Here is a 13308-nt window from a genome sequence, read left to right on the forward strand (position 1 = left end):
TGCTTATGGTTACATATATGTCTGAATAGCCGGACGGGTATATCGGGCGTGCCCTCGTGGCTGGACGTCAGGGGTTGGCCATCGTGTCGGCGGGGGCGCGGAAGATCAGGGCGGTCGAGGCGCCCCGAGGCCTGGTGGCCGACGCTGCGGGAGCCGGGGCGGGAGGTGCACCCGCTCCTCGAACGCGGTGGCGGCAGGGGCGTACGCGTCGACCGAGGTGGAGCCGAGGGTGGTGCCGGTCCCGAGGAACACGGCTCCGATGCGACGACGGCGTACGGCTAGTGGCGATGCCGTGCTTTACGGGTTGGTGGGTTGGAGTCGTTTGATGCTGACTGCTCGGGTGCCGGTGCGGGTGGGCTGGGGCCAGGTGTGGTGCTCAGACCGTTTGAGCCGGTGGCTGGACATCTTGCGTTTGACGACGCGGCGCCGGCTGCGCAGGCGTCTGTGCGGCAGGAGTCGTTCCAGCAGGTCGTGCTGGAGCAGAACGAGCGCTCTGAGCAGCAGGTCAAGGAAAAAACTGCCCGGCGTGACGGTCACGCTCCGCCGGGCAGAGCGCAAGGTCTCAGGGAAGGAGACCTGGTCGGGATCCAGACCCCGGGTGGCGGCGGTTCTCACCATCGGCTCGCGCAGCGCGTGGTGGACCAGCAGTGACGGGCCCTGAACGGCGACGATTCCGCCGGAACCCGCCAGTCACCCAGCAGACCCTGGCTCCGCAGGCCCTCGACCAGATGCCGCATCACGTCCAGATACGGCGCCGGCGAGAACAGGGCCAGCCCGAGCACGAAGTACACCACCAGCCGGGCCCGCAGCAGGCGTCTGCGTTGTTCCGCACGACCGCACACGGCCACCGCACGATCCACCAGACCGGACGGATACACCCAGGCCAGCAAACCCAGGCCCGATAACTCGCCGACATCCCCAGACACCCGAACCACCCCCGGGAACACTGCCCAGCAGCCTACGCCCACGAGCTAACGCAACGGCATTACCCCCGAGGGCGGTCACCGGCACCGCGCCGAACCGTTCGCCGACCCCGGTCGGAACCCCGGCGTGCGCACCCTCCGAAACAGCGGCCCATCCCGCAGGGCTGTGTCGATCACCGCCGATGGTGGGCGAACGCCGGCAGCCCCAACGGGAGTTCCCTCGCACGGGCTTCCCCGGCCAGCGGGCTGCTGCCGCCTGTTCACGGTGGCCGGGACGCCGTGGAGACGATTTCAGGCGGTCGCGACGGCAGCGGAGCGGGCCTGGGAGCGACGCGCTCGAAGGCCGACGGCGAAGTCTTTGGCGGCCGCCCCCACCGCCGGCTCTGCGGACCGCGCCCGAAACGCCGCGCCCAGGGCGCTGACAGCAGCGGTCCTCGCGGGCGCGAAGCACGTGGCCGGCTCACTGGCGTGGCACGCAGGTCGCCAGCGCCCTGCTTCTGTCGGCCACCGTCTCCTCAAGGCAAGACCGGCAGGTCGAGGGGCTGCTCGTGCAGCCGCCTCCAAGTCACAGAAATGTAACCGTGTCGAAAATCTACCGTCTAAAAAAATTCGAGGCTAGCCTGCGCGCTGGGAGCACACGGGCTCCACCCGTACGAGAGGTCAGGGGTGCCGCATGACACTCAACGTCGAGTCACCGCACCAACAGGAGGACCCCGGCAAGACCGGATTCGGTGCGAGGTTCGCACTGATCCTCATCGCGCTGCTGTGGGCATCCCAGCTGAACGGCCTGATCGGCCTGATGGGCTCGAACGCCCAGGCCGAGATCGCGATCCACTACCACACCACGCAGATCGCCTGGTTCGGCCAGATCGGCCTGCTCATAGGCGTGTTCTCGACGCCGTTCATCGTCAAGTTCGCCGGCATCATCGGCAAGAAGCGCATGCTGGTGATCATCACCACGCTCGGCTTCATCGGTGACCTGGTCGCAGCCTTCTCGACGAACTTCGAGACCCTGCTCATCGGCCGTGCCATCGCCGGCTTCTACGGTCCGTCGCTCGCGCTCGTCTACGCGCTGACCCGTGACGTGTTCCCGCCCAAGTTGGTGGGTCCCGCCAGTGGATTCCTCGGCGGCGGCATGGGTGTGCTGGCCCTCGGCGGCCCCTTCCTGTCCGGCACAATCCTCGATGACCACGGTTACCGGGGCGTCCTGTGGTTCATGGTGATCGCCACCGGGATCAGCCTGCTGGCGCTGCTGTTCATAGTGCCCGAGAGCAAGGTGCGGGAGCCGCGCACCCCCGTCGACTGGATCGGCGGCATCCTGCTGGGCGGCGGCCTGACCTCCGTTGTCTACGGCGTCGGCAAGGGCGAGGGCTGGGGGTGGACCAGCGCCAACACCATGTCCTTCATCGGCGGCGGTCTGCTGGCGGTGGTCGTGTTCGTCCTGGTGGAGAGCAAGGTCCCGCACCCGATGTTCCCGATCAGCCTGCTCGGACGCCGCCGCATCTGGTCGACGTTCCTGGTCACCGGCATGATCATGGGAGCGGTCTACGCCAACGGCACGGTGCTGAACCTGCTCGTACTGATGCCGAAGATCCCGGGACTGTCCGACGGCCTGGGCTGGACCGCCACCAAGAACGCCTGGGTCAGCGCGCCCAACAGCGTGCTCCTCATCGCGGTCTCCGTGGCGACCGGCGCCCTCGTGCGGCGTATCGACTCGCGCATCCTGCTCGCCGTCGGAGGCACGCTGACGGCCGTGGGTATCGCACTCATCTCCCAGTATCACTACAGCGTCGCGCAACTCATGTTCATCGGCGTGATCAGCGGTATTGGCATGGGCATGGTCGTGGCCCTTGTCCCGATCATGGTCATCGAGTCGGTCAAACCGGAGGAACAGACACTGGGCAACGGTGTGCAGAACATGATGAGCGGTGTTCTGCAGGGCGTGCTCACCCAGGTGGCGTTCGTCGTCGTCGCGCAGAACAGCCACGTCATGAAGGGCACCGCCTTCTACGTCGACAGCAGCTTCACCAAGGGGTTCTTGCTGTTCGCCGGAGTGATCGCGGTCGGCACCCTGCTCGTGGCGCTGATCCCCAAGGCCAAGACCCTTGACGAGGCGGAGGTCGGCAAGGCAGCCGTAGCGGCCTGAGCGGCGGGGACCTGCCTCCCCCACCGGGCAACGCTCGGCTCCGGCCGTCTGCCGGAGTCGGCCGCTGTGTCGTGTCGTGAGAGTCCGTTCAGCGGGCGGGCCCTTCCCGGCATCGAGCGATTCGGACCAGCCGCCGGTGCACCGACGGTCCCGCACAAGAGGGGCCCGGTGACTCCCGCGCCGGGGCCCCCTTCATCGTCCGCGTACGGTCAGCCCGCGAGCGCCGTAGCCAAGAAATCGAGCGAGCGGTCGGCCTCCTTGAACAGTTGTCGGACCGGCAGGTCGCCGGATGGCCGCAGAGCCTGGTATTCGGCCAGGACGATGCCGGTGGCGGGGAACCCGCGAGGTGAGCGGCGCCGGGCATCGGTGTCGCGAGCAGGCGGTCGGCCGACCCATGTTGTTGCGCACCATGTGCTCGACGCCGACCGTGGTGAACCGTAACAGTGCCAGCAGCTCCCGCATGTCGGCCGCCGTCTCGCCGTCCAGGGCCGGAAGCGGCAAGTGGAGGAAGGAATACGCGAGCGACAAAGCGCCCGGGCGGGGGTGCTCCGGTCGCGGAGCCGGATCGCCGTGGAACGGGCGAGAGCCGCACACGCGCTCGAGCGTGCGGTCGCCGGACTGCACCGTCAGGCTCTCTGTGAGCCACAGCCACGCGACGCGGGCGCGTCGACCGGGACCGGATGACGAGTGCCGTCGCCCGCCAGCCGGTTCGTCGAGTTCGGCGCTGAGGGTGGTGTGTGACAGTCCGTGGCCGAAGGCGTCGAGGGGGCCTGCGCGTCCAGGCCACCGTAGCCACGGCGGGTGCCCGTCGGGTGGTCGTAGCCGCTGCCATGGTGATGGCCGGGAGGTAGGCGCAGTCGGGCCACGTGCCGCGGGAAAGTGCCGGGTAGCTTGCCACTGGCGTTGATCCGGCCCTACACAGTGGGTGCGATCGTGGAACCGGCATCCTCGCCGAGGAACGGTGCGAGCAGCACCGCGTCGGAGACGCGCGCCACCTCCTCCGTCAGCAGCGGTCCAGCGGCTTGCCGCTGGCTGTGAGCAGCGCGCCCCGTACGCATTCGACGTAGAGCAAGCCGTCCTTCTCGACGGAACCCAGTGACACGAATTTGGTCCCGACATCGAGTGCGCGCACGGTCTCGCCCACCGTGACAACATCGGGATGCAGGACGCGAGCCAGTCGCTCGAAGTTCCCGTACATGCCGGGCATACGGGTCTGGAATAGGTCGGTGAAGTCGAATGCCGCCGGGGCGATGCCGGGCACCCTGACCTCCGTGACGGCCGTCATGCCCAGGGGTGTCTCCACATGGGCGCCGGAGGTGTAGGCGCCGAAGTTGACACGCAGTTCGTCGGCGGCAGGGCCGACCACGACGAGTCATGGTCGCTGACCATCATGCCGTCGAACCCGAGGGTGTCCCAGAGGAACTCGGTGAGCAGCCGACGGTTGGCGGCCACCGACACTCCGGCGGTCTCGTGGTTGGAGTTCGACCTTCACTCCAGCTGGGTCGCCGCCTGGTTCAGCATGCCCTCCGAGCTGTGGTGGCCGAGGAAGTTCTTGCCGGCGGCGAGGATTCCTGGGCCCTTGCTGCATGGCCTGCACGAACGCGACGGAGATCTGCGCCGACAGCTCCGGGCCCTCGCCGTATGTCCCGTGGACGCGGCCCAGCGCGGGTCGCGTTTGCTGTCCGGCCGGCTCGGGCTCCCAGGCCTTGGGGAACTGGGAGCCCGAGCCGTACAGGAAGCCGTTGATGCCTTCGTTGTGGATGGGGGCACCGATGCCGAGGCGGGACAACTCGGGCACCGCGACCTGGATCCTGGCCAACCAGTCCCGTAGGACATCCGCGCCACCGCGGAGGAACGAGGCGGTCGAGAGATACCCCACCCATGGAGACGCAGCTCCTTCACACGACTCGTGTCGATGCCCGGGATGACAGTGCTGTCGTTGTCCGGGGGGCGAAGCGCTCGGGCATGCTGAGCCGGTGAGCTGGGCGACCTGCTGCCCCAGCGTGAGCCAGGCCCCCCGGCGTCACGGGTCATGTCCGGTTCCGTCCGGTTCTCTCGTTCGCGGGTGGTGGAGCGGCGGTCAGGGCCAGACGGTGAGGCCCTCGTGCCGGACTTGCCAGCCACCGTCACGCGGGAAGCCGGGGCAGTCGGCGTCGGCGCCGTCCCAGCCAGCCACCATGAGGGACACGGCTGCCAGCAGGCCACCGTTTGCCGGGTTGTAGAGCGGCAGGAGTGCTCCGATCTGCGGGTTGTGCCCGACCACCGAGTAGGCGTTCTTCGGGGTGTCCATCAGCAGGGCGTCCACCGCGAGGTCCGGACGGCCGACACGGGTCGCGGTCATCGCCATCACGGGGAAGTCCCAGCCCCAGGCGGAGTCCCACTTCCAGTCGCCGAGGACGTCGACGAGGGTCGCCTCCATGACGTCCGCGGCGACGATCGGGCCGGCCGGGACGACTCCGAGGGCGCACAGGAGCGAGGGGTGGTCATCACGGCGCAGGAAGGGTTCGGTCGCGACCGCGGTGTAGCGGCTGTCCCTCTGGTGCGGGGCGGCCAGGTTGTCCTGGATCTGCTGCCACCGCTTGTCCCGTTCCTGTCCGAGGCGTTCCCGCCAGGTCTGCGCGATCTCCAACCCCCACCACCAGTAGGCGAGTTCGAAGGTGGGGTCCTCGGTGGTCCTGGCGTCGTAGAACTCCTGTGCGGGCATGACCGGCGCGGGCAGATGGAACGCCCCGTCGCGCTCGTCCACGAAGGAGGCCATGAACCGCGCCGTCTCTTCGACGAGTTCGGCGAACCGGGCGACCAACTCGGGGCGCTTGTCCTCCGGTCGGGCCCGGTGGAGCAGTTCGAGCAGGTACAGCGGGTGGGGCTGCTGCCAGATGAGCAGTGCCCCGATGTCCGAGGGGCTCTCCCGCCCGTCGGGGCCCACGTGCTTGGGCCAGCGGGCGCCCTCGTAGCTCTGCCGACGGGCGGTGGCGCGCGCGGAGTCGAGGATGGAGAGGTACCAGTCCATGCTCCGTTCGAGGAGTTCGGGGCGGCCCCAGGTGGCGAAGTGGGCCGCGTGCCACCAGTGCATCTCCAGATGGAACTTGCCGCCCCAGGAATTGGCGACCAGTCCCGTCTCCTGGGGCGGGAGCTTGCCGGAGCCGTGCACGGCGGTCAGGTACTGCGAGAGCACCACGCGGCGCTCGAGTTCCGCGGCCCGCGGATCGGTGCTGCCGGTGAAGTCGACGGCCGCGCCCGAGGTCCAGAAGTCGCGCCACCAGGAGGCGGCGGCGTCCGCCACGGCGCTGAAGGAGGTACGGCCGGGCTCGTCGTCCGGGTCCGGCGAGAAGCCGGCCACCAACTCCAGCGTGTGCGCCGAGCCGGTCAGCACGAACTCGTGCGGCTCCTCCGCCGCGGACAGCGCGCCCTCGGTCCAGTCCAGCCGTACCGCGTAGTTCGTGTCGTCGAGCACGCGACGGATGCGGGCCGCTCCTTCCCCCAGCGGCTCCAGGGTCGAGGTGTGCTGTTCGGGCGAGGTCCAGTCGGAGGTCTGGAAGAAGCCGTCGCTGGCGTAGGGGAACTTCAGAACAACGGCGGCGAGACCACTCGCCACCAGCTCGGACTCGATGCGGAAGGCGACCCGGGCGTGGTGCGGGTCGGCGACCGTGGTGACGCGCACCTCCTGACCGGCATACTCGAAGGTACTGGTGAGCGTGCCTGTCCAGAGGTCGAGTCGCTGGCGGGGGTCGGCAAGCGCCTCGGGGTGCGTCTCCGGCTCCGCCCCGGGGGCGGAGCACAGCTGCAGTCCGATGCGTCCGAGGTCGATCCGCTGCGGGTTGGCGTTGAGCCAGGCCCCGGCGCGGAACTCCTCGGCGATCTCGCCGCCCGTGATCGCGCTCATGTCGAACTTGTCCGGGTACTGCACGGGCCCGCGTGCCGTCTCGTATGTCGTCATCGCGTCGTCGAGGACGAAGCCGTCGGGGTTGGGCATGGAGTGCCAGCCCCAGTTGGACATGGTCGCGTTGTGCACGGCGAGCCGCTGCTCGGCGAAGGCCGTGGCCTGGTCGTGGTAGGAGACGAAGGTCTGCATGCCAGTGATGTCGGCGGTGTAGGCGAAGTCTCCGTTGCCGACCGTCAGGACGTGCGCGGGGTCGGGCCGGGTGATCTCGACGCTGTGGCGGCGGACGAGGGATTCACGGTCGATCATGGATGGATACCGTTCCTGGTAGTTGCGGCTGTCCGGCTACTCGGCCGTGACGACGACGGCCACCGGGTCGCAGCCCGGTGCGCTCGCGATAAGACTGATCTTGCCGACTCCGGTGGGCCGCAGCACGGCCAGCGCCCGTCCTTCGTACGTATGGCGCTCGGCGGCGTCGAAGCGCTCCTCGGTGGAGGGGGCCGCGCTGCCGAAACCGATCAGCTCCGCCGCTCCGGACACCTCGACGCGCACCGGCCGGTCGGCCGCGGTGTGGCGGGTGCCCTGCCCGTCGGTCAGGTTCAGGGTGACGTACGCCAGATCCCCGCCCGTGGCCCCCACGACCTCCCGCTCGGCCTTGGCGGTCAGCCGCACCGGGCCGTCGGCCGAACGGAGGCTGGTACGACTGGTCTCGACGCCGTCCCGGTAGGCGACCGCGACCAGTTCGCCCGGGGTGTGGACGATGTCGAACTCGGTACGAAACCGGTGCTTGGGCCCCACTGGCCGGCGCCCCAACGAGGTGCCGTTGCCGATGAGTTCCACCTCGTGGGCGTCACTGTAGACCTCGACCGTGATCGGCTTGCCGTCGTACCCGGGCCAGGTCCAGCTGGAGACGGTGTGGCTCCAGGCCCAGGGCGATCCGGCCCAGATCCGACCGTGGTGCTCAGGCCTGCGGACCGCGATGTACGGCTCGGCGCGCAGGCCGAGGACGATCTCCCGGTAGTAGGAGGCCGGCCGGCGGTACCCCGTGATGTCGATGTCGCCGCAGTCCGCGACGAGGTACGGGTACGGCGCGTTGTGGGGCTGCAACGGTCCGTCGCCCTCGGTGCGGTACTGGGGTCTGCCGATGCCGACCTCGCCCAGGTAGTCCCAGCCGGTCCAGGTGAAGTCACCGATGACGTGGCCGTACTGTTTCACCAGTTCCCAGTTGCCGTCGATGTGGGTGGGGAACGTCTCCGTCCCGAGGATGATCCGGTTCGGGAACAGGTCGCGGTCCAGGGCGTAACGGCCCTCGGCGTAGTTCATACCGGCCACGTCGAGGACCGCGAAGGACTCGGCCGTGCGCTCGGTGACCAGCTCGGAGGAGCTGACGGTGTTCATCGCGTCGTCCGCCTCGGCCATGAGGGTGTTGATTCCTACGCCGTCCTTCGCCGCCTGCTCCAGCCACTGCTGCTGAAGGACGGCCAGTTCGGACATGACGGCCAGCATGCCGTTGACCGCGTTGGTGACGTAGCGCGTGGGATCCAGGGAGCGGACCTTCTCGGCGAGTCTGCGTCCCCACACAGCGCCGAACGGCGAGCCCGTCTCGGGGATCTCGTTGCCGATCGAGTACATGATCACGCTGGGGTGGTTGACGTCCTTGGCGACCATCGCCTCGACATCCCGCTCCCACCACTCCGGGAAGCTCAGGCTGTAGTCGAACTCGCTCTTGCCGATCGTCCACACGTCGAACGTCTCGTCGACCACCAGCATGCCGAGGCGGTCGCAGGCGTCCAGCATCGGCTTGCTCATCGGCTGGTGAGAGCTGCGGATCGCGTTGAACCCGGCCTCCTTGAGGATCCGCACGCGGCGTTCCTCGGCACGGCCGTAGGTGGCCGCGCCGAGGACCCCGTTGTCGTGGTGAACGCAGGAGCCGCGGAGTTTCACGGTCTCGCCGTTGATCCGCAGCCCGTGCTCGGGGTCCAGTTGCAGCGAGCGGATCCCGAAGGAGACCGTCTCCTCGTCCACGTCGCCGAGGACCACCCGGCAGCTGTAGAGGGTGGGAGTCTCGGGGCTCCAGAGGCCCGGGGAGGGGACGTACAGCCGCTGCCGGACCGTCGCGGGTTCCCCCGGCAGCACTGTCACCCTCGACACGTCGCTCGCGACGACGCCGCCGGACGCGTCCCGTATCTCCGTGACCACGGGGAACGTACGCACCTCGATCGAGTCGTTGGCGACGAGCGTCACGACCTCGACGACGGCGCGCGAGCCGTCGATGTCGGGAGTGGTGACCCGGAGGCCGTCGGGCACGATGCGGACGGCCTCGCCGACCAGGAGCCAGGTGTCCCGGTAGATGCCCGCACCGGTGTACCAGCGCGAGTCCCGGTGCGCCCGGGCCTCGACGCGGATCTCGTTGTCCTGCCCGAAGCGCAGGAAGCGGTCCGCGTCGATGTGGAAGTGCGAGTAGCCGTACGGCCGTTGGCCCGCGTAGTCGCCGTTGATGTACACGGTGGCATCGCGGTGGACGCCCTCGAACTCGAGGAAGACCCGCTTGCCCCGGTACTCCTCGGGAACGGCGAAGACCTTGCGGTACTCGAAGACTCCGCCCGGGAAGTAGGCGCCTGCGGCCCGGTCCAGCGTAACGTCGCCGCCAGGAGCGGTCCGCGGCTGCCCGATCATCGCGTCGTGCGGCAAAGTGACCGGGATGAAGGGGACAGCCTGACCGGAGAGTTCGGAGAACGGGTTGACCTTGGGCCGGACCTGCCAGCCGTCGTTGAAGGACGTGCGGATCATGCGGACTCCATCAGTTCGCAGCTCGTCACCGGGAGAGACCATGACACCCCGGAAGCCAAAATCTATCATCTAAAAAAATTCATTACGGTGAGTCCACCCATCGCGATCACGGGAAGCGGCGGACTCGGGCGCACGCCCCGGTCCGAACTGAACCGAATCGAGTCATTGCCTTGTTTTCGGCATGAGTGGCAGCCTGTCGACCGCCCAGCAGGAGGTCACCATGGACAGACCCGGAGATGCACGACCCGGTGCCCTACCGGGTCTGTACAGCCTCAGGCGTGATGCGTGGTCGCGGGGAAGTCGACGTGACCGTCTCCACGGGATGCCGCGCACGCACCCGCCCTCCACCGAGGCACGCCTCGGTGGCCGCAGGCCGGTGCACACCCGGGACGGGGTACGCGAGGCCTCCGCCTACGTTCCGCCGCCTCTCCGTTAGCCTTGCGCGTCTCCCGCCTCGCGTGGGCCACGCCGAAGAGCGCTGACCGGCTGACGGTCGACGTATGGACGCCCATCCCCGACCCGATCGCCCGCCGACCCGCCGTCACGGTGTGGTTGTTCGATGAGGCTACCTGCTCCATTCCTGACCACGGTGTCGGAGTCGAGGGCTTCGCCAACCCCGACGGCACGCCCGCCGACAACCATGGGCGGACGACGGGTTCCGCCCCCTCGCCACCGTCGATGGGCGCTGCATCTCCTCCGAAAATCGCCGGGGGCTTCACCGGCCACATGGTCGGCGTGGAGGCCCTCGGAGGCGTCGCGCCTCGGCCCGTGCCCCCGCGACCCTCCCCGCCGCACCCTGACGGCCCTGCTCGGTCATCCCGACCAGGAACCCAGCACCATGAATCATCGTTCATCCTCGCGCCCCGCCGACAGCCCGACCACGCCACCGCCGAGATCCCGGCACGATGGCGCCGACGTTCTCTCGAGGGAATGGTGCCCCTGCCCGGTGGTGAGTTCCTGATGGGCAAGGACGACGCCCAGGGCTTCCCGTCCTCGTCTCGGGCCCGGTGGCCGTCGAGGTGCCGCGCAATCACGTGCCGACCGTCGTGGACACCGAACTCCTCCAGATGATCGGTACGACCTCACTGATCTCCGTCGCGGCCACGTCGGGTGGCTCGTTCCCGAAGGAAACACTCCGGACGCTCGCGGAAGAACTCGCGGTGCTGTGAGCGACGACGTCGCGCCCGTTCCCGTATCCAACCGAAATCGAAGGACGCCATGACTGATCTGCCTTACCGCGACTCCGGCCTGCCCGCCGAGGAGCGTGTCGAGGACCTGCTGTCCCGCATGACTCCCGAGGAGAAAGCCGGGCAGCTCACGATGTACTTCTACTTCGGCACCGGGGAGCCCGTGCCGGAGGACTTCGACATCGAGTCCCTGCCTCCGGAGCATCGTGTCTACATCGAGCAGCCCCGCAAGGTGGAGGCCGCGGTGGCGGGCGGTGGCGTCGGCGGCCTGCTCTTCGTGAAGGATCCCAAGCTGGCCAACCTGCTGCAGCGGCGCGCGGTTGAGGACAGCCGCCTCGGTATCCCGCTGCTCTTCGGCTTCGACGTGATCCACGGGCTCCGTACGATCTTCCCGGTTCCGATCGCGATGAGCGCTACCTGGTCCTTGGAGGCCGTCGAGGCCGCCCAGGCGATCGCGGCGCGGGAAGCCCGCGCGTCCGGCATCCACTGGACCTTCGCCCCGATGATCGACATCGCCCGTGACGCGCGCTGGGGCCGCATGATCGAGGGCTCCGGTGAGGACCCGGTGCTCACCGCGGCCGTCGCCGCCGCTCAGGTGCGGGGCTTCCAGGGTGACCTCAGCGCGCGGACCGTGTGATGGCCGGTCCGAAGCACTTCGCCGGATACGGCGCGGCACGCGGCGGGCGGGACTACGACGACGCGGACATCTCCGACTCCGAGCTGTGGAACGTCTACCTCCCGCCGTTCAAGGCCGCCATCAAGGCCGGCGCCGGCAACGTCATGAGCGCCTACATGGACACCAACGGCGTCCCTGCCTCCGGCAACCGCCGGCTGCTGACCGACATACTCCGCGGCGAACTGGGCTTCGACGGCTGGGCGGTCTCGGACGCCAACGCCGCGCGCTCCCTGGAGACCCAGCACTTCGCGCGCGACCAGAAGGACGCCGCCGCACGTGCCCTGCACGCCGGTGTGGACATGGAGATGGCCGCCTTCGACCCGGCGTACGACAACCTGACGCAGGCGCTCGCCGAGGGGAAGGTCAGCACCGAGGACCTGGACCAGGCGGTGCGCCGCGTGCTCACGGCGAAGTTCCGGATGGGCCTGTTCGAGAAAGCGTTCGCCGACGAGGACGCCACGCCCGCGATCCTCGCCTCGACCGCCCACCGGGACCAGGCGCGTTCGGCGGCCGAGCAGTCGTTCGTGCTCCTGAAGAACGACGGCGGGGCCCTGCCCCTGGAGGCCGGCAAGCTGACGTCGGTCGCCGTCATCGGCCAGCTCGCCGACAGCAAGCGCGACACGCTGGGCCCATGGGTCTTCGGCCACGACACCGCGGAGACCGTGACCGTCCTGCACGGACTGCGCGACCGCCTCGGCGACGGCGTCCCCGTCAAGCACGCCCCCGGCGCCGGCATCGTCGAGCGGATCTTCCCGACACCGTTCGACCAGATGGACGAGACGGTCCAGAAGACGCCCGAGAACTGGGACGACGACGCCGAGATCGACCGCGCCGTCACCCTCGCGGCCGGTGCGGACGTGGCGGTCGTCGTGGTCGGCCAGCGGCAGAACCAGATCGGTGAGAAGGCGTCCACCTCCACCCTCGACCTCCCCGGCCGCCAGCTGGAACAGCTCCAGCGGATCGCCACCACCGGCACCCCGGTCGTCCTCGTCGTGATGTCCGGCCGTCCGGTGGACCTGCGCTGGGCCGACGCGAACGTCCCGGCGATCGTGCAGGCCTGGTACCCGGGGACCCGAGGCGGCGAGGCCGTCGCGGCCCTGCTGCTCGGGGACGTCTCCCCCGCCGGGCGCCTGCCGTTCACCTGGCCCCGCCATGTCGGCCAGCTGCCCTTGGTGTACAGGCACTACCGGACGTTCGAGCCCCACGAGCAGGCCACTCGCTACTACGAGGAGGCGAGCACGCCGCTCTACCCGTTCGGGCACGGGCTGTCCTACGTGGAGTTCCAGTACGCGAACCTGCACGTCGACAGCGAGTCGATCCCAGTCGGCGGGATCGCCAAGGTGTCCGTGGAGGTCACGAACACCTCCGCGCGCACGGCCGACGAGGTGGTCCAGCTCTACACGCACCAGCGGTACGGCACCTCGTCCCGCCCGGTGCGCGAGCTCAAGGGCTTCGAGCGGGTGACGCTCGAAGCGGGCGAGTCGGCCACCGTGACCTTCGAGATCGGTCCGGACCAGCTGCGCTACTGGTCCGCCGCCACCGGCGGTTTCGTCCAGGACGCGACGACGCTGGACATCTGGGTCGGGGGCAGCTCCGCGGCCGAGCTGACCACCACCCTGGACGTGACCGCCTGACCGCCCTCGGGACTCGTTCCCGACGTGCACCGGGTTCCGGCCGCACATCGTGTGCGGCCGGAACCCGGTCGT

At 69.1% G+C, this 13308-nt stretch carries 10 protein-coding genes; 4 read left to right on the plus strand and 6 right to left on the minus strand.

The genetic code is table 11. The features are described 5' to 3' along the window. Nucleotides 1–105 precede the first annotated feature (105 nt). From ABZ490_RS23735 to ABZ490_RS23745, 3 genes are all read right to left on the minus strand, one after another. Nucleotides 106–252: a hypothetical protein gene (locus ABZ490_RS23735; protein ID WP_358993130.1), complete on the minus strand. Its 147-nt coding sequence runs from the start codon at nt 250–252 to the stop codon at nt 106–108. A gap of 45 nt (nt 253–297) precedes the next feature. Then, nucleotides 298–537 carry a hypothetical protein gene (locus ABZ490_RS23740; protein WP_358993133.1) on the minus strand — a complete coding sequence of 80 codons (240 nt, stop codon included), beginning with the start codon at nt 535–537 and terminating at the stop codon, nt 298–300. 74 nt (nt 538–611) lie between these two features. Then, on the minus strand, nt 612–968 hold the full coding sequence (locus ABZ490_RS23745; protein WP_358993136.1) for a transposase domain-containing protein: 357 nt from the start codon (nt 966–968) through the stop codon (nt 612–614). A gap of 628 nt (nt 969–1596) precedes the next feature. Between ABZ490_RS23745 and ABZ490_RS23750 the strand changes: the two genes are divergently transcribed. Next, entirely contained in the window at nt 1597–3069 is a 1473-nt protein-coding gene (locus ABZ490_RS23750) for an MFS transporter (RefSeq protein WP_358993140.1), read from the plus strand. A 1003-nt stretch (nt 3070–4072) separates the two neighbouring features. Here ABZ490_RS23750 and ABZ490_RS23755 read toward each other — a convergent pair. From ABZ490_RS23755 to ABZ490_RS23765, 3 genes are all read right to left on the minus strand, one after another. Further along, on the minus strand, nt 4073–4435 hold the full coding sequence (locus ABZ490_RS23755) for a hypothetical protein (RefSeq protein WP_358993143.1): 363 nt from the start codon (nt 4433–4435) through the stop codon (nt 4073–4075). A 714-nt stretch (nt 4436–5149) separates the two neighbouring features. Continuing rightward, complete coding sequence (locus ABZ490_RS23760) at nt 5150–7258, minus strand: hypothetical protein (protein ID WP_358993146.1); 2109 nt, start codon at nt 7256–7258, stop codon at nt 5150–5152. A gap of 36 nt (nt 7259–7294) precedes the next feature. Then, nucleotides 7295–9739: a glycoside hydrolase family 2 TIM barrel-domain containing protein gene (locus ABZ490_RS23765; protein WP_358993149.1), complete on the minus strand. Its 2445-nt coding sequence runs from the start codon at nt 9737–9739 to the stop codon at nt 7295–7297. A gap of 1034 nt (nt 9740–10773) precedes the next feature. Here ABZ490_RS23765 and ABZ490_RS23770 point away from each other — a divergent pair. From ABZ490_RS23770 to ABZ490_RS23780, 3 genes are read left to right on the plus strand one after another with little or no spacing between them, the layout of a single operon-like run. After that, nucleotides 10774–10908, plus strand: a complete 135-nt coding sequence (locus tag ABZ490_RS23770) for a hypothetical protein (RefSeq protein WP_358993152.1) — start codon at nt 10774–10776, stop codon at nt 10906–10908. Nucleotides 10909–10957: 49 nt separating this feature from the next. Beyond that, on the plus strand, nt 10958–11563 hold the full coding sequence (locus tag ABZ490_RS23775) for a glycoside hydrolase family 3 N-terminal domain-containing protein (RefSeq protein WP_358993155.1): 606 nt from the start codon (nt 10958–10960) through the stop codon (nt 11561–11563). Continuing rightward, nucleotides 11563–13236 carry a glycoside hydrolase family 3 C-terminal domain-containing protein gene (locus ABZ490_RS23780; protein ID WP_358993158.1) on the plus strand — a complete coding sequence of 558 codons (1674 nt, stop codon included), beginning with the start codon at nt 11563–11565 and terminating at the stop codon, nt 13234–13236. The genes ABZ490_RS23775 and ABZ490_RS23780 overlap by 1 nt, the downstream gene beginning before the upstream one ends. Nucleotides 13237–13308: the final 72 nt, after the last annotated feature.

Source organism: Streptomyces sp. NPDC005811 (assembly GCF_040630405.1).
Classification (GTDB): Bacteria; Actinomycetota; Actinomycetes; order Streptomycetales; family Streptomycetaceae; genus Streptomyces.